The organism is Pelistega indica (assembly GCF_000506865.1).
Lineage (GTDB): Bacteria > Pseudomonadota > Gammaproteobacteria > Burkholderiales > Burkholderiaceae_B > Taylorella > Taylorella indica.
This window is the reverse complement of record NZ_AYSV01000108.1, coordinates 1-16,548: the sequence shown is the minus strand read 5'-3', so window position 1 is coordinate 16,548 and position 16,548 is coordinate 1. Positions and strand designations below refer to the sequence as shown.

Below are 16,548 nucleotides of genomic sequence, written 5' to 3'. Positions count from 1 at the left end.
GTCGACGATTACTTGATTTGTATCGTCCGCATGGCTTTGAATGGTGGTGCACCATTAGTTGAATATATCGAATCACTATTGGTRGGGCGAAAAGACACGTTATCATTGCAAACGTGCCAATTAGTAGATCAAATTTCTGGTCGTAGCATTGGTGTTCGTGCCGATATGACCCCACAGATTACACGTATTGATGCCCATCTTTTAAATAGAGAAGGGGTCACTCGTTTATGCTATTGTGGCAATGTGTTTCATGCTCGTCCAGCAGGCTTATTAGCTGAACGAGAGGTATTGCAAATTGGTGCTGAAATTTATGGTTATGCAGGTGTGGCTGCAGACTTCCAAGTCATTCAACTTGCACTTGAGAGTTTATCTGTTGCTGGTGTAGCTAAAGTACGTGTGGATTTAAATTATCCAGGTATTACCAAAGCAATGATTGATGCCTATCCTCGCTTAAAGTCTGTTCAAAGTACGCTGTATACTTATTTAAAAGACAAAGATTTCACTTCTTTAGTAGCGTTACTTCAGCAGTACCCAGATATGCCTCCAGCCATTCAAAAAGGATTGTTAGCATTGCCTACACTTTATGGTAGTGTTGATGTATTAAGCAAAGCGAAAACATTATTACCTGCTTTAGAAGGGGTTGAAAAAGGTCTTGATGCCTTACAACAGATTACCCAAGCCTTAAAAGGTTATGATGTAAGCATCGACTTAGCCGATGTGACGGGATATGATTATCATACAGGGGTGATTTTTGCTTTATATGCAGATGGGTGGCATGAGGCACTTGTCCGTGGTGGGCGTTATGATAATATGAGTGAAGTTTTTGGTCGTGCTCGTGCAGCGACAGGATTTAGCTTAGATCTCAGAAAATTGGCATCAGGGTTACCACGTGCACAGGCAAGTAAGGCTATCAAAGCACCATGGTCTCAAGATCCTGAATTGGTACAATTTATAAAATCATTAAGAGAGCAAGGGCATATTGTTGTTGAAGAATTACCTAATAGTGCCTTAGCTGTTGATGAATTTATTTTTGATCGTGAAGTGGTTTTAGATAATAAGCAGTGGATACTTAAAGCCATTTAGTAAGTTCATTTTTTCGTTTTCAAATTGGTGCTTGTTAATAGACAAGTTAAGTTTTTTTTTTAAGTAAAATACTATGAGTAAAAATGTTGTCGTAATTGGTACCCAATGGGGTGATGAAGGTAAGGGCAAAATTGTTGACTGGTTAGCTGAAAATGCACATGGTGTAGTTCGCTTTCAGGGTGGTCATAATGCTGGTCATACACTTTGGATTAACGGTAAAAAAACCATTCTTCGCTTAATTCCGTCAGGCATCATGCATAAGCATACAACGTGCTACATAGGTAATGGCGTAGTGCTATCACCTGAAGCATTATTAAAAGAAATTGCTGAGCTAGAAGAGGCAGGTGTTGATGTCAGAAGTCGTTTAAAAATTTCTGAAGCAGCAACATTGATTCTTCCTTATCATATTGCTATTGATCAAGCTCGTGAAGCTGCAAAAGGAGATGGTAAAATCGGTACGACAGGTCGTGGTATCGGCCCTGCGTATGAAGACAAAGTGGCTCGTCGTGCTGTACGTGTTCAAGATTTATTTCAAGAAGATGTGTTAGAAACCAAACTGAGAGAAGTGATTGATTATCACAATTTTATTTTGGCAAATTTACTCAAAGCCCCAACAGTGTCTTATGATGAAATTCGTTCTCAATTAAAAGAATGGGCAGAGCAAATCAAACCGATGGTAACGGATGTTTGTGCTGAGCTTGCTGCCGTTCAAAAAGCAGGTAATTCATTATTATTCGAGGGTGCTCAAGGTGCTTTATTAGATATTGACCATGGTACTTACCCATTTGTGACAAGTAGTAACTGTGTGGCTGGACAAGCAGCAGCGGGTGCTGGCGTAGGTCCTTCCTCATTGCACTATATATTAGGAATTACTAAAGCGTATACGACACGAGTGGGATCTGGTCCTTTCCCAAGTGAGTTGTGCAATGATACAGGCGAACATATTGCTAAAGTGGGTCAAGAATTTGGGTCAGTGACTGGTCGTCCACGTCGTTGTGGTTGGTTTGACGCTGCGGCACTCAAACGCTCAGCGTTAATCAATGGTATTTCTGGTCTTTGTGTGACTAAATTGGACGTTTTAGATGGTTTACCTGAAGTAGGTATTTGTGTAGGCTATAAACTTGATGGGCAGCAACTTGATGTGCTTCCATATGGTGCCGATAAAGTTGCTCGTGTTGAGCCTATTATTGAAATGATACCTGGTTGGACAGAGTCTACAAAAGGCGTTACTGAATACGATAAATTACCTGAAAATGCACGCAAATTCTTGACTCGTATGCAAGAGATTTGTGAAGTGCCTATCGCTATGATTTCTACTGGTCCAGATCGTAATGAAACAATTATGTTGAATAATCCATTAAAAGGTTAATGATGAGTAGTTTACCGCAAAGTACAGATACAGATTTATGGGTAAGTTGGAGTGATTACAATCGCCTGATTGAAAGACTTGCGTTAAAAGTGCATCAATCTGGTTGGAAGTTTGATCAGATTGTATGCTTGGCACGTGGTGGTGTTAGAGTAGGTGATGTATTGTCACGTATTTTTGATGTACCACTTGGTATTTTAGCGACTAGTTCTTATCGTGAGGCTGCTGGTACTGTTCAAGGTCAATTAGATATTGCTAAGTTCATTACCATTACACGAGGCACCTTAGAGGGAAAAGTTTTGTTGGTTGATGATATGGTGGATACTGGTTTGACATTTAGTAAAGTGCATAACCACTTATTAGAACAGTTTCCAGCGATTGAAGAGATGCGCTCAGCAGTTCTTTGGTGGAAAGGGCACTCCAAGGTAGAGCCTGATTACTTTGTTGATCAATTACCCACTAATCCTTGGATTCATCAGCCTTTTGAAGATTACGACAGCTTGCGTCCACATCAATTAGAGGCATGGATTCGTAAAGGGGTTCAAAACGCATAATTTTTATGCTAAAATCCTAGATTAACACTAAAACCGACTATTTAATAGTTGGTTTTATTTATCTAATTTTTTATAAAAAGGCTAGGTGATTTATAATTTCGTCTACTTGGTAAGTCAATATTTAGCACGCCAATAGACACTTTGCTAGATAAGTTCTAGCACTTTTTAATAGAACACCGTTGGTTATGCTTTAATAATCAACAATTACTTATAGGACTAATAGAATGCCAAGCGTTCGCTTAAAAGAGAATGAGCCATTTGAGGCTGCTTTACGCCGTTTTAAACGTAGTATTGAAAAAACGGGTTTATTAACAGATTTACGTGCTCGTGAATTCTACGAAAAACCAACTACAGAGCGTAAACGCAAACACGCTGCTGCTGTAAAACGTCACTACAAACGTATCCGTAGTCAACAATTACCAGCACGTTTATACTAGTTCTCTAGTATGTCTATTCCTGAGTCATTTATTCAGGATTTGCTCAATCGCACCAATGTTGAGGATGTGGTTGGGCAATACGTCAAATTAAAGAAGTCAGGGGTCAATTTATTTGGCCTCTGTCCTTTTCATAACGAAAAAAGCCCTTCTTTCTCGGTTTCTCCCCAAAAACAAATTTTTCATTGCTTTAGTTGTGGGCAAAGTGGTAATGCTATTGGCTTTGTAATGAAGCATTTGGGACTCTCATTTCCTGAAGCCGTTAAAATGTTGGCAGGGCGTGTGGGTATGCAAGTCCCAGAAGAGCGTCCTCAAACACCCGCTCAACGTGCTCAGGCGATAGAACAAAAAAGCAAGTCTGATTATTTGCATGATTGCTTAGAAAAAGCACAAAAATATTTTGTACAGCAACTTAAACAATCGCCTCAAGCAATTGATTATTTAAAGGGGAGAGGATTAAGTGGTGAAATTGCCAAAAAATTTGGTTTGGGCTGGAGTGGTACAGAGCGTCAAGGATTAAAGTCTGTTTTTGAAAATTATGATGATCCTAATTTGGTTGAAGCAGGTCTAGTTATTCAAAATGAGGACTTACGTAAGTATGATCGCTTTCGTGAACGGGTGACTTTCCCTATCTATAATACAAGGGGTAAGATCATTGGCTTTGGAGGCAGAATCATTGGTAATGGTCAGCCAAAATATCTGAATTCTCCAGAAACACCGATTTTCCATAAAGGATCTGAATTATATGGTCTATTTGAAAATCGTTCTACCATAAACAAAGAGGGATTTGTTCTCGTTGTTGAAGGTTATATGGATGTCGTTAGTTTGGCACAATTAGGGCTAGCTAATGCTGTTGCAACTTTAGGGACAGCGACGTCAGAAGAACACATCAAAAAGCTAATGCGAGTTACTCACAAAATTGTTTTTAGTTTTGATGGTGACAAAGCAGGGCGTAGAGCTGCATGGAAAGCGCTAACAATCAGTTTGCCGTTGTTGCGCGATGATATTGCCATACGATTTTTATTTCTACCTGAGGAACATGATCCTGATACTTATATTCGTGAGTTTGGTCAGGCACAATTTAGAGAACAGATTGAACAGTCATTATCATTATCGGGCTTTTTGATTAGTGAGTTACAGCATCAATTTAATTTAAATGAGATTGAAGGGCGAACAGCTGGGCTACATGAAATTCGTCCATTGCTAGTGAGTATTCCTGAAAGTAGCATGATGCGTTTGCAAATTGAAAAAGAAATTGCAAAAGTGTTGTTGCTTACTCATGATGAATTAAAGCATGATTTGCAACAATATCAGCACAACCAATCAACTAAAGTGGTGAGTCGTGCGGATGGCTATGAGCCAGAAATAGACCAAACAAGTGCACAAATTTTCTCTGATCTTCCTTATGCTAAGGATAATAGAAAAACTCATAAAAAAACGACAAGAAATACTATGCATCAGGTTGATCCTCTAGGAATGCGTATTTTTCGTCTTGTTATACATCATCCTGAGATTTTGAAACATATTACGGATAGACAAATTGAGTTACTTAGTCAGCAAGGGCAATATCACTTAGTCGCTGAATTTTTGGCACTTTGCTTACGAGAATCTTCTGCTGAATTACGAGTTATTCAGCCAAAACTGGAAGGAATGGACGAAATTCAACGTATTGTGAGTGCTGTGTCACATGATTCACTTTCCCAACAAGTATTGGATGATCCTTTAGCAGAGTGGCAAGGTGTCATAAATAAAGTTGAAATTGAGAGTTTAACCCATACTATTAATCAATTAATGCTAGAAGGATTACAGGATGACTCACAGAAAAAGCGATATAGATTGCTACTAGAGCGATTGAAAAATCTTAAGAAAGCATCCATATAAGATAAATTCAAGTGTATAATGGAAGATTATTGACAAATCAGTAGACTCCCTAATTGTTTGCACTTGTTCTGTACTTTATTCATGGAGAATAGAGTTCGACTAACAGATTACCTCACTTAAGGGTTCCAGAATGGCTAAATCAACTAAAGAGACAACAGCATCTGCTGACTAAAAAGCAGGGTACTAGACCAGCGAAAAAGGTCGCTTACAAAGAGAGTAGAGTTAAGCCAGCAGAGCAGTTAGCAACGGCCTCCAAAACAGTAAAGAAAGACAGTGCAAGTCAAGCAAAAGTGGCTCAAAAAACAGAGCCAACCCAAAAGGTAAGCAAGGTAGCGACTGCTAAAAAGTCAGTAAAGACAGCAGATGTCAACACTTCTAAGGAAGTGAAGAAAGTTAAAAATTCTCCAATAGATAATAAAACCGTGGAAAAGAAAACTAGTAAAAAAGCAACTAAAGCAGAGGCTTTAGATGTAGCCGTTGAACCAAAAGCAACTAAGATAAGTGCTAAGAAAACAAGCACCAAAGAAGTTAGCACAACCGCTAAAAAAACTGTAAATACTCCGAAAACGACTAAAAAAGCAACTAAACCGACACAAGAAGTAGATTTGTCAGATGATGATTTTGATGAATTTGATGATGGTTTTGACGAAGTACCTAAAGGTAAAAAAGCAGGTCGTCCTAAATCATCTGCATCATCGGACGATTTAGATTTTGATGATGACGGTGGGGATGATGATAGCGTTGATATTGATTTCTCAGATGCTAAAAATTCTCGTTCAAAACGCCGAGGTGCTGATTTAGGGTCTCGTGCCTCAATTACGCCAGAGCAGATTGAAGCTAGACGTGCTCAGATGCGTCAACTAATCAAGCAGGGTAAAGATCGTGGTTATTTGACCTATGCTGAAATTAATGACCATTTGTCTGACGATTTGGTAGATATTGATGCGATGGATAGCATCATTAGTACCTTTAGCGAAATGGGGATTCCTGTCTATGACCAGGCACCTACAGCAGAGGATTTAATTCTTAACGATAATACACCTATCAGCGATGACGACGTAGAAGATGAAGCAGAAGCAGCATTGACGACAGTTGATTCTGAATTTGGTCGTACAACGGATCCTGTGCGTATGTATATGCGTGAAATGGGTTCAGTAGAGTTATTAACACGTGATGGTGAGATTGAAATTGCTAAGCGCATTGAGGATGGGCTTAAAGCAATGGTTATGGCAATTGCAGCATCTCCAACTACGATTGAAGAGATTCTTAACCATATACAACGAGTTCGTGATGGTGAAGCGCAGATTGATGAGGTTGTGGATGGTCTAATTTCCGAAGATGGAGAAGACTATGCTGGCTCTGGTGTGACTATGGAAGAAGAATCTGATGATGGTCCAGCTGGTGGAATGAGTAGCAAACAGATTGAACTCTTGCATGAGCAAGCCTTAGCTAAGTTTGATATTGTTGAGAAAGCTTTCAAAAAAATGAAGGCTGAATGCGAAAGTGGTCATTATCAATCAAAAGCTTATGAAAAAGCGCATCAAGTTATTCATGATGAGTTATTAGGTGTTCGCTTTACGGCAAAAATTGTAGAGCGTTTAGCAGATACTTTGCGTTCACAAGTTGAACAAGTTCGTTCATTAGAGCGTCAAATGCTGTCAGTATGTGTGGATCGTGTTGATATGCCACGTGAACATTTTATTGAGTCTTTCCCTGGTAACGAAACTAATTTAGAGTGGGCGGATAAAGAGATTAAGTCTGGGGCGCCTTATGCTGAGAAACTTGAGCGTTTTATTCCTGATATCCACGAAATTCAACAAAAATTTATTGAATTAGAAAAATTAGTTGTTTTACCGATTCAAGATTTGAAAGATGTCAATAAACGCATGGTCAATGGTGAGGCGAAAGCCAAGAAAGCTAAGCGTGAAATGATTGAAGCAAACTTGCGTCTAGTAATTTCTATTGCTAAAAAATATACTAATCGTGGTTTACAGTTCTTGGATCTTATTCAAGAGGGTAATATCGGTTTGATGAAGGCTGTTGATAAGTTTGAATATCGCCGTGGCTATAAGTTCTCTACCTATGCAACATGGTGGATTCGTCAGGCTATCACACGTTCTATCGCAGACCAAGCGCGTACCATCCGTATACCTGTTCATATGATTGAAACGATTAATAAGATGAACCGGATTAATCGCCAAATTTTACAAGAAACAGGCGTAGAGCCAGATCCAGCTACATTAGCCCAAAAAATGGATATGCCCGTTGAAAAAGTACGCAAAATCCTCAAAATTGCCAAAGAACCTATTTCGATGGAAACACCAATTGGTGATGATGATGATTCACATTTAGGCGATTTTATTGAGGATTTAAGTACCTTAGCGCCAGCAGATTCAGCGTTACAACGCTCTATGAGTGAAGTATTTGAAGAAGTGATTAACTCATTAACACAGCGCGAAGGCAAAGTATTACGTATGCGTTTTGGTATTGGCATGAGTTCAGACCAAACACTTGAAGAAGTGGGTAAACAGTTTGATGTGACACGTGAACGTATTCGTCAGATTGAGGCAAAAGCATTGCGTAAATTACGCCACCCAAGTCGTGCGGATAAACTTAAGAGCTTCTTAGAAAACTCTTAGTACTATCGACAAAATCTTTAAGTCCATAATAGTATTTATTCCTTTGTCAATATAAGTGCTATAAATGAGCTAAAACGATAAAAAGACTATTTATTAGAGATAATAAATAGTCTTTTTTTGTTGGTGGGGAGTATAAAATAAGCGTAAAAAATAAAACCCGTAATGAGCATTCATCACGGGTTTAAGTGTCTTGGTAGGCGATACTGGAGTCGAACCAGCGACCTCTACGATGTCAACGTAGCGCTCTAACCAACTGAGCTAACCGCCTAGATAAGCTGACTATTATAATGATTTTTTATCCATCAGGCAAGTTTTTTTAGTTATTAATCTAGCGTTTATTAAGTGCTGATTAATACTTTATAATTCAAAGAGCAACTTAGTATTTTGTATAGTCAATTTAAATAAGCAGATTGTAGATATGCTGAAATTCTTATACCAACAACTGATGCAGTTTATCATGGCAAAACCTGACGGTCCAGAAGCATTGGATATGAAAATGGAAATGTTGATGGAAAAAGCGCAGTCTGGTGATGCACAAGCCCAATATGAAATTGGGTATCGCTATATTAATGGAAGCTATTATCTTAAAGATATTCCAGCAGGTCTCCGTTGGTTAGAGTTAGCGGCAAAGCAATATCATGTAAAAGCACAGTCCTTTCTCGCCAATTATTATTTTAAGCATCAACAAAATTATCCAGATAAACAGCAAGAGATTATCTCATGGTGCGAATATGCGGTCTTTACGAAAAGATGCTGATGCGGAGGCATTATGGGGAGAAATACTTTGTTCTGGTTTTGCTACATCAACGCCATCAAGAGAAGGAATCTCTTATTTGCAAAAGCATGCAAAACAAGGGCATTTACGCAGTCAATATATACTTGCTCGGCAATATCTATCAGGAGAACTCATTAATAAAGATTTCTCACAAGCAAAGTACTGGGTTGATTTAGCGGCTAAAAGTGGCTATGTACCAGCTCAGCAGTTACTAGGCGAAATGTATCAACAAGGTAAAGGAGTAGCAGTCAATCCTACTGAAGCTCGTTATTGGTTTGAACAAGCACAGAAAAACAATATCTCTAGTTGAATCTGATATATTAACTATATGCGAAATATATGAAGCACCTTATCTTATTTAGAAAAACTGTATTGCTACGATAAAAGGAGAATTTATGACGTTCAATTCTTTGCTATTTAAAACCCAAGCCTATATTGATGGTAAATGGTTAAATGCAGATAGTGGAAACACAATTGAGGTTACTAATCCTGCAACAGGAGAGGTGATTGGGACTATCCCAAATATGGGTAAAGTAGAAACAGAAAGAGCGGTTAAAGCAGCTGAAGCGGCTTTAACCGTTTGGCAAAAAAAGAGTGCAAAAGAACGTTCAAATATTCTGCGTAAATGGTTTAACTTGATGATGCAGTATCAGGATGATTTAGCATATATTCTGACCTGTGAACAAGGCAAACCTCTGACTGAAGCTAAAGGCGAAATTGCTTATGGTGCTTCTTATATAGAATGGTTTGCTGAAGAGGCTAAGCGTATTTATGGAGATACTATCCCAGCGCCTTCATCTGATAAGCGTATTATTGTGATCAAACAAGCTGTCGGTGTGTGTGCCGCAATTACGCCATGGAATTTTCCCAATGCGATGATTACTCGTAAAGCAGCACCAGCATTAGCTGCGGGTTGCTCTTTTATTATTCGTCCCGCTTCGCAGACACCATTTTCAGCATTGGCTCTAGCCGCTTTAGCCGAAGAGGCAGGCATTCCTGCCGGTGTTTTTAATGTCATTACTGGTGGCTCTGCAGAAATTGGTCAAGTACTTACAGAAAGTCCCATTGTCCGTAAATTTAGTTTTACAGGTTCGACAGCAGTAGGGCGTCAGTTGATGCAACAATGTGCCTCAACTATCAAAAAAATCTCCTTGGAATTAGGTGGAAATGCACCATTCCTAGTGTTTGATGATGCAGATGTTGATGCCGCAGTGCAAGGTGCTGTTGCTGCTAAATTCCGTAATGCAGGTCAAACATGTGTATGTGCTAATCGCATCTATGTTCAATCAGGTATTTATGATGAGTTTTGTGAAAAACTTACCAAAGCAGTGGCAAAAATGGTTGTGGGTAATGGTCTTCAAGCTGGGGTGGAAATTGGTCCTATGATTGATCAAAAAGCAGTCAATAATACCATCAGTTTATTAGAAGATGCGACTTCCAAGGGGGGTGAAATCTTGGGCGGTGGTAAATATGAAGATTTATTCTTTAAACCTACAGTGATTAAGAACGCTACTCATGAGATGAGAGTGTTTAGTGAGGAAATCTTTGGTCCTTTGGCGCCTGTCTTTAAGTTTGATACGGAAGAGGAGGCTATTCGTTTGGCGAATGATACAGAGTTTGGACTGGCTTCTTATTTTTACAGTGAGAATATGAATCGAGTTATTCGTGTGTCAGAAAAACTTGATTATGGGATTGTTGGTGTTAATACAGGACTAATTTCCAACGAAGCAGCGCCATTTGGTGGTGTCAAACAGTCTGGTTTGGGACGTGAGGGCTCTAAATATGGTATTGAGGATTATTTAGAGATCAAATATATCGCCATTGGCAATATTAACTGATTTAGCACTGATGGATAAAACCTAAAGAATCTTGCTTACACATATGAAACATGGGGCTATTATATTTTATATATATAGCCCCAGATTTCTTGGATAATGTTATTTTTTAACGTAGAGTATCTTAATCAATTAGAACATAAAGATTCCACACATTAAGCACGCTGTCTAGCAAAGTCACGTAATCTAAATCCTGTAATAAATAATCCACCAAAGTAGACAATAGCACTCCCTATTAAAACAACTAATAGCACTAAAATTCTACTGATTGAATGTACCCAACGACCGTCACCTAACCAAGTGCTTAATTGAGTAGATAGTAATTGGTTAATACTAGTAGCATCTTGCATAGACCAGTTGATATAGTGTTGAATAAATATTAGCCATGCTGCCAGTAAAACAAGGGCAGGGAGTACACGTAGTATGAAACTTAGCCATTGGATATGGGGTAGATAAGTCTTACTGCATCTTAGTCCAATATAGAGGCATAATGCATTTAAGGTTGATCCTAAGCCTACAGATAATGCTAGGCCAGCATGCGCAAAGAGAGGTACAAAAACTAAGTTCATGAGCTGTGTGCATATTAGGACAAAAATAGCAATTTTTACCGGTGTCCTAATGTCTTGTTTAGCATAGAAACCGGGGGCTAAAATTTTGACCGATAAAATACCAATTAATCCAACCGCATAAGCAATGACAGCACTTTTGGTCATTAATACATCGTGATGATTAAATGCACCATAATTAAATAAACTAGCTACGAGTCCTTCACTGAGTAAGCCTAATCCAAGGACACAAGGTAGGCCTAATAAAAAGACTAAACGTAATCCCCAATCTAATAAATGGCTATAGTCTGCTACATCACCTTTAGCGTTAGCTGCGGCAAGACTAGGTAATAATACGGTTCCTATGGCAATACCTAATAGTGCCGTAGGGAACTCCATTAAGCGGTCAGCAAAGGATAACCAAGTTACGCTACCTGCGGGTAGCCAAGTCGCAATATTGGTATTGATAAGAATAGAAATTTGAGCAACGGATACGCCTAAAATAGCAGGTCCCATTAATTTGATAATGCGACGTACATCAGGATTTTTCCATGCCTCTGATAATTTGTGTCTAAAGCTAGGTAGTAAACCAATTTTGGCTAATGCTCCCCATTGAACAGCAAGTTGAGCGATACCTCCTAACATCACCCCTACGGCTAAGGCATAAATAGGGGTATTAAAAAACTGTGCCAAGAATAAACTGGCAAAAATCATGGAAAGATTGAGTAAAACTGGCGTAAAGGCGGGAACAGCAAATTTTTTCCATGTATTAAGTACCCCAGAGGCAAAAGCGACTAAAGACATACACAAGATATAAGGAAACATAATCCTTGTCATGGTAATGGCTTCTTGATAGCCACTGCTTGCTCCATCGGTTTTCATCCCAGAGGCCATTGCCCAGACAACTAAGGGCGCACCAATTATGCCTATAATAGTGACAACTAATAAGGCAAAAAATAGTACCATGGCGACATGATCTAGCAGAGTTTTTACGCTTTGTTCTGATTGAGTGGCTTTCTTTTCACCAAGAATAGGAACAAATGCTTGTGAAAAAGCACCCTCGGCGAATAAACGGCGTAAGAGGTTAGGGATTCGGAAGGCTACCCAAAAGGCGTCGGTTAAAGGGCTAGCACCGAAAGCACGTGCAATAAGAATATCACGAATAAGACCTGTAATACGTGATAAAAGTGTTAGCCCACTAATTGAGGCGGCAGAGCGTAATAGACTCATAATAATAAAAATACGCCCGAGAAAAATCCGGGCGCATTGTCAAAAAGTTAAGTGTAAGACTTATCGAGGTTGCATGCGAATTGCGCCATCAATACGGATGGTTTCACCATTAATCATATCGTTAGTGATAAGGCTGTGTACTAACTTGGCGTAATCTTCTGGGCGACCTAGGCGTGAAGGGAATGGAATCATGGCGGCTAATGAATCTTGCACCTCTTGAGGCATACCAAACATCATTGGCGTACCAAAAATACCAGGAGCAATCGTGTTGCAACGGATACCAGAGCGAGATAAGTCACGAGCAATAGGAAGTGTCATGCCAACCACCCCTCCTTTAGAACGCAGAGTAAGCAGCTTGTCCTACTTGACCTTCAAAAGCAGCTACAGATGCTGTATTGATTAGAATACCACGTTCACCAGTTGATTCTGGTGTATTTTTTTCCATTGCTTCAGCCGCAAAGCGAATCATATTAAAGCTACCAACTAAGTTGATATTGATGACTTTTTGGAATAGCTCGAGTGAATGAACGCCATTTTTGCCAACTATTTTTTGTGCAGGAGCGATACCAGCACAGTTAATAAGACCAAATAAAGATCCTAGCTCAACGGCTTTGGCAACAACAGCTTTGGCATCTTCCTCTGAACTTACATCACAATGGACGAATGTTTGACCAAGCTCAGCGGCATATTTTTGACCTGCCTCATCTTGGACGTCAGCAATAACAACTTTAGCACCATTATCTACAAGCATTTTTACCGTGCCAGCACCTAAACCAGAGGCACCACCTGTGACGATAAATACTTTTCCTTCGATTTGCATCAATATCTCCCTATTTTAGAGCATCTGAAATACGTTGAGTAATTTCTTCTACTTTGCCTACGCCTGATACTTTGACATAGCGAGGAGCAGAAGCAGGGTCTTGGTTTGCCCAAGTTGAATAGTAATCAACAAGAGGACGAGTTTGTTCTTGATAAACATCTAAACGTTTGCGAACAGTTTCTTCTTTGTCATCATCACGTTGAATAAGTGGTTCACCAGTTATGTCGTCTTTGCCTTCTACTTTTGGTGGATTGAATTTGATATGGTAACTGCGACCACTCTCTGGATGGATACGACGACCACTCATACGTTCAATAATCGCTTCACTAGGGACATCAATTTCTACGACATAATCTAATTTGACGCCAGCTTCTTTAAGAGCATCTGCTTGTGGAATAGTGCGAGGGAAACCGTCAAATAAGTATCCATTAGCACAGTCAGGTTGTGTTAAACGATCCTTAACTAAACCAATAATAATCTCGTCAGATACTAATTTACCAGCGTCCATCACTTTTTTCGCTTCTATACCTAAGGGAGTTTGAGCTTTGACGGCAGCACGCAGCATATCTCCAGTAGAGATTTGAGGAATGCCGTATTTTTCGGTAATAAAGCTCGCTTGAGTACCCTTACCAGCGCCTGGAGGGCCAAGAAGGATTAGACGCATAAGTTTCTCTCCTGTAAATTAATCATATTTGGTTTGTCCATTATAAAAGTTTTTTATGACAAAAATGGCAAACAAAGGTAATTTGTGTTTATTAAATAGCGGTGTCTATTTTTGTCGCTAAATAGTGTCTCACGTGTTCCAAATCTTCAGCTGTATCTACTCCGGGTAAAGGGGCATGGTCTGTCTGGAGAACCACAATTTTAAAACCATTTTCTAAAGCGCGTAGTTGCTCAAGTGATTCTAATTGCTCTAATGGTCCCATCGTCAGTGTTGGAAACTTACGTAAGAAACTTGCACGATAAGCATACATACCAATATGATGCAATGCAACCATAGATGTAGGTAATAGGGATTTATCCTTATTAAATGCATCTCTTGCCCACGGAATAGGGGCACGTGAAAAGTAAATAGCGTAGCCTTGTTGGTCGCAAACGACTTTAACCACATTAGGATTAAAAAATTTCTCAGCTGACTGGATAGGATAGGCACAAGTTGCAATGGCGGCTTGAGGATTGTCATTCAAGGTCTGTGCGACTTGATTAATTAACGTTGGGTCAATAAGTGGCTCGTCACCTTGAACATTAACAATAATCGTATCATCAGCAAGGTTAAGTAAGTCAACAACCTCCGCTAGACGATCGGTCCCTGAGGGGTGATTAGGTGACGTGAGTAAAGTCTGAAATTGCTGATCACGGGCTACATTCGCAATGGCTTGATCATCAGTAGCAATAATGACCTGTTGTGCCTTGGAGCGGCGTGCTTGTTGGGCGGTACGGATAACCAATGGCGTACCATGAATATCCATTAGCATTTTGCCCGGTAAGCGAGTGGATGCGGCTCTCGCAGGAACTATGGCGATAAAAGAGAGATTCATTATTTATTTTGCTACGTTAGAATCTTGAGATGCGTCCTGTTGTTCTAAAGGACGTGCCTGCTCTTTTAATAAAATTGGGATGCCATCTTTAATCGGATAGGCCAATTTGGCTTCTACAGAAATGAGTTCTTGTTTTTCTGCATCATATACCATTGGTTTTTTGGTTACAGGACATAGCAGTTTTTTTAGATAATCTGGATTCATAGAGTTTGCCTAAAATCAAATTTTTTTTTAAGAAATATGGGTAAGTGTTTTATTTTATCTTCTAAATGGTCAAAAAAAGTAGATGGGATAAATTCAGCCTTTGTATGGACGCACCACCAGTTGTTTTGACTAAAGTGTCGACATTTTATGGCATCCTTGGTGGTCATGACTACTATAGCATGATTAAAAGGCACTAAATCTTGGACAGAATAGTCGTGGTGATCAGGAAAATCTTTGGTACCATTTAATGGTACGCCTTGATTACGCAAACTTTGGTAAAAACGTTCAGGATGTCCAATGCCAGAAATTGCATAGATGTTTTGTTGCTGGTGTTGTTGAATAAATTCGGTTATTGTGTAGATTTTGCCAGTTAGTAAATGTTCAAACTCAGCCAGAGTAAGATACATACCGATTTGTTCAGGTACTTGCGTCTCATCAAGAGTGCTCTGGGAATCATGACTCTCCGTGTTTTTAGGAGGAGAGAGCTGGGCAGATAATGCTTGCTCACGAGTATTATAATTTGTTACAACGTAATCAACCGTATTTAACCGTGATGGCGATTCGCGTAAAGGTCCTGCTGGTAATAAATAGCCATTACCAATGCCTCTAGTATCTTGCACAATGATTTCAATATCTCGGTCAATCGCATAATGCTGTAGACCGTCATCACTAATTAAAATATCTACGGTTGGATAGGTCTTGAGTAATAATTCGATAGCTTTTTGGCGTCTGGGGTGAACAGCCACAGGAGCGTATTGTGCAAGAATACTGGGTTCATCACCAATCTTTTCTGCCCACTTGATGGGAGCAGAGGGCGAAGTTTCTGTCAATGTTGATTCTTCTGCTGGAGCAATTATGTGCTGTGTTACAGGCACTTTATCCCCTGAGGTGGATGAAGCGTTTGGTAAATAGGCACATATTGCCTCGTGTTTAATATCAGCACCATAGCCACGACTAATAACACCAGGAGTGAATCCCCTTTGTTTAAGGGCTTGAATTAATGCGATACTTACAGGTGTTTTGCCTGTTCCACCAATAAAAATATTGCCTACTATAATGACAGGCACGGGAGCGCGATAGCGTTGAAACTGTTGATGAGTAAAAGAGGTATATTTTTTGTCGGTATGCCATTTGACTAGTCTAGCAATAGGACTGAGAGCGATGCTAAATAGTTCCTTTTTTTAGCCATTGTTGCTGGATGTACTGTATAACACTAGAAAGCATAACTAAATAAAATAAAAATCGAGAGCCATGTAAAGTAATCGTATAAAATAGATTGTAGACCAAAGGTTACTAACTAGCGTTATTTTTCTCTTATTAAGTAAATTTTTTGCTTGTTTATACCCATAAAGTGGATAAATTGTGGAAAAGTATTTATCCCCAAAAAATGTGGAAAACTTTGTGTAAAACCTCTAAAAAATGAGTGTTTATATAAGGCAGCTTACTATTGCTTAAAAATTGTGCAATTTAGATGAAATATTTAAATTCATTAAAAATCAATAGGTTATAGTGTTTATTTGATAAAAGAGTTTATTAATCTTCGCTAATTATAAGAAAAATTCGCTATGTGATTGATTTTTCTTCTTCTTGTGGAAAATTTAAAAAATATTTTTATAAAATGATGAATTTCAATAATTTTTATGG

General features: G+C 39.1%; 14 protein-coding genes, 1 tRNA gene and 1 pseudogene. 9 read left to right on the top strand and 7 right to left on the bottom strand.

The genetic code is table 11. The features are described from left to right. The 6 genes from V757_RS25040 to rpoD form a co-directional block, all read left to right on the top strand. Window positions 1–1,083, top strand: a 1,083-nt coding sequence (locus V757_RS25040) for an ATP phosphoribosyltransferase regulatory subunit (RefSeq protein ID WP_218184512.1), incomplete at its 5' end; no start/stop codon positions are given. Window positions 1,084–1,156: 73 nt separating this feature from the next. After that, a complete protein-coding gene (locus V757_RS25035; RefSeq protein WP_023952412.1) occupies window positions 1,157–2,452 on the top strand; it encodes an adenylosuccinate synthase in 1,296 nt (431 codons plus the stop codon). Continuing rightward, a complete protein-coding gene (locus V757_RS25030) occupies window positions 2,452–3,003 on the top strand; it encodes a phosphoribosyltransferase (RefSeq protein ID WP_023952410.1) in 552 nt (183 codons plus the stop codon). The genes V757_RS25035 and V757_RS25030 overlap by 1 nt, the downstream gene beginning before the upstream one ends. Before the next feature lie 224 nt (window positions 3,004–3,227). Next, the gene (gene rpsU, locus V757_RS25025; protein ID WP_023952408.1) at window positions 3,228–3,440 is read left to right on the top strand and encodes a 30S ribosomal protein S21; all 213 of its coding nucleotides are present in this window, start codon (window positions 3,228–3,230) and stop codon (window positions 3,438–3,440) included. Window positions 3,441–3,449: 9 nt separating this feature from the next. Continuing rightward, entirely contained in the window at window positions 3,450–5,318 is a 1,869-nt protein-coding gene (gene dnaG / locus V757_RS25020) for a DNA primase (protein WP_023952406.1), read from the top strand. A gap of 383 nt (window positions 5,319–5,701) precedes the next feature. Next, a complete protein-coding gene (gene rpoD, locus V757_RS25015; RefSeq protein ID WP_031274798.1) occupies window positions 5,702–7,957 on the top strand; it encodes an RNA polymerase sigma factor RpoD in 2,256 nt (751 codons plus the stop codon). A gap of 191 nt (window positions 7,958–8,148) precedes the next feature. Here the strand turns inward: rpoD and V757_RS25010 are convergent. Further along, window positions 8,149–8,225, bottom strand: a tRNA-Val gene (locus tag V757_RS25010). 150 nt (window positions 8,226–8,375) lie between these two features. Between V757_RS25010 and V757_RS25005 the strand changes: the two genes are divergently transcribed. The 3 genes from V757_RS25005 (at window position 8,376) to V757_RS25000 (ending at window position 10,570) form a co-directional block, all read left to right on the top strand. Beyond that, the gene (locus V757_RS25005) at window positions 8,376–8,714 is read left to right on the top strand and encodes an SEL1-like repeat protein (protein WP_023952402.1); all 339 of its coding nucleotides are present in this window, start codon (window positions 8,376–8,378) and stop codon (window positions 8,712–8,714) included. Beyond that, complete coding sequence (locus V757_RS0114895) at window positions 8,689–9,042, top strand: tetratricopeptide repeat protein (RefSeq protein WP_023952400.1); 354 nt, start codon at window positions 8,689–8,691, stop codon at window positions 9,040–9,042. Before V757_RS25005 ends, V757_RS0114895 begins: the two co-directional genes overlap by 26 nt. A gap of 85 nt (window positions 9,043–9,127) precedes the next feature. Continuing rightward, a complete protein-coding gene (locus V757_RS25000; RefSeq protein ID WP_023952398.1) occupies window positions 9,128–10,570 on the top strand; it encodes an NAD-dependent succinate-semialdehyde dehydrogenase in 1,443 nt (480 codons plus the stop codon). A 152-nt stretch (window positions 10,571–10,722) separates the two neighbouring features. Here V757_RS25000 and murJ read toward each other — a convergent pair whose 3' ends face one another. The 6 genes and pseudogenes from murJ to lpxK all read right to left on the bottom strand — a co-directional run bounded on the left by murJ (window position 10,723) and on the right by lpxK (window position 16,052). Next, window positions 10,723–12,342 (bottom strand): murein biosynthesis integral membrane protein MurJ, encoded by a 1,620-nt coding sequence (gene murJ / locus V757_RS24995; protein WP_023952396.1) that lies wholly within the window; start codon window positions 12,340–12,342, stop codon window positions 10,723–10,725. Window positions 12,343–12,402: 60 nt separating this feature from the next. Next, a pseudogene (locus V757_RS24990) lies at window positions 12,403–13,162 on the bottom strand (3-hydroxyacyl-CoA dehydrogenase). A 10-nt stretch (window positions 13,163–13,172) separates the two neighbouring features. Next, window positions 13,173–13,826: an adenylate kinase gene (gene adk, locus V757_RS24985; RefSeq protein WP_023952394.1), complete on the bottom strand. Its 654-nt coding sequence runs from the start codon at window positions 13,824–13,826 to the stop codon at window positions 13,173–13,175. Between the two features lie 91 nt (window positions 13,827–13,917). Beyond that, entirely contained in the window at window positions 13,918–14,700 is a 783-nt protein-coding gene (kdsB, locus tag V757_RS24980; RefSeq protein ID WP_023952392.1) for a 3-deoxy-manno-octulosonate cytidylyltransferase, read from the bottom strand. A 3-nt stretch (window positions 14,701–14,703) separates the two neighbouring features. Then, the gene (locus V757_RS24975; RefSeq protein ID WP_023952390.1) at window positions 14,704–14,904 is read right to left on the bottom strand and encodes a Trm112 family protein; all 201 of its coding nucleotides are present in this window, start codon (window positions 14,902–14,904) and stop codon (window positions 14,704–14,706) included. After that, window positions 14,901–16,052, bottom strand: coding sequence for a tetraacyldisaccharide 4'-kinase (gene lpxK, locus V757_RS27660; protein WP_245587041.1), 1,152 nt, complete (start codon window positions 16,050–16,052; stop codon window positions 14,901–14,903). Before lpxK ends, V757_RS24975 begins: the two co-directional genes overlap by 4 nt. Window positions 16,053–16,548: the final 496 nt, after the last annotated feature.

Bases quoted from the DNA above. Each gene is read 5' to 3' on its own strand.
- V757_RS25035 (WP_023952412.1), top strand. From the start codon at position 1,157: ATGAGTAAAAATGTTGTCGTAATTGGTACCCAATGGGGTGATGAAGGT.
- V757_RS25030 (WP_023952410.1), top strand. From the start codon at position 2,452: ATGATGAGTAGTTTACCGCAAAGTACAGATACAGATTTATGGGTAAGT.
- rpsU (WP_023952408.1), top strand. From the start codon at position 3,228: ATGCCAAGCGTTCGCTTAAAAGAGAATGAGCCATTTGAGGCTGCTTTA.
- dnaG (WP_023952406.1), top strand. From the start codon at position 3,450: ATGTCTATTCCTGAGTCATTTATTCAGGATTTGCTCAATCGCACCAAT.
- V757_RS25005 (WP_023952402.1), top strand. From the start codon at position 8,376: ATGCTGAAATTCTTATACCAACAACTGATGCAGTTTATCATGGCAAAA.
- V757_RS0114895 (WP_023952400.1), top strand. From the start codon at position 8,689: ATGCGGTCTTTACGAAAAGATGCTGATGCGGAGGCATTATGGGGAGAA.
- V757_RS25000 (WP_023952398.1), top strand. From the start codon at position 9,128: ATGACGTTCAATTCTTTGCTATTTAAAACCCAAGCCTATATTGATGGT.
- murJ (WP_023952396.1), bottom strand. From the start codon at position 12,342: ATGAGTCTATTACGCTCTGCCGCCTCAATTAGTGGGCTAACACTTTTA.
- adk (WP_023952394.1), bottom strand. From the start codon at position 13,826: ATGCGTCTAATCCTTCTTGGCCCTCCAGGCGCTGGTAAGGGTACTCAA.
- kdsB (WP_023952392.1), bottom strand. From the start codon at position 14,700: ATGAATCTCTCTTTTATCGCCATAGTTCCTGCGAGAGCCGCATCCACT.
- V757_RS24975 (WP_023952390.1), bottom strand. From the start codon at position 14,904: ATGAATCCAGATTATCTAAAAAAACTGCTATGTCCTGTAACCAAAAAA.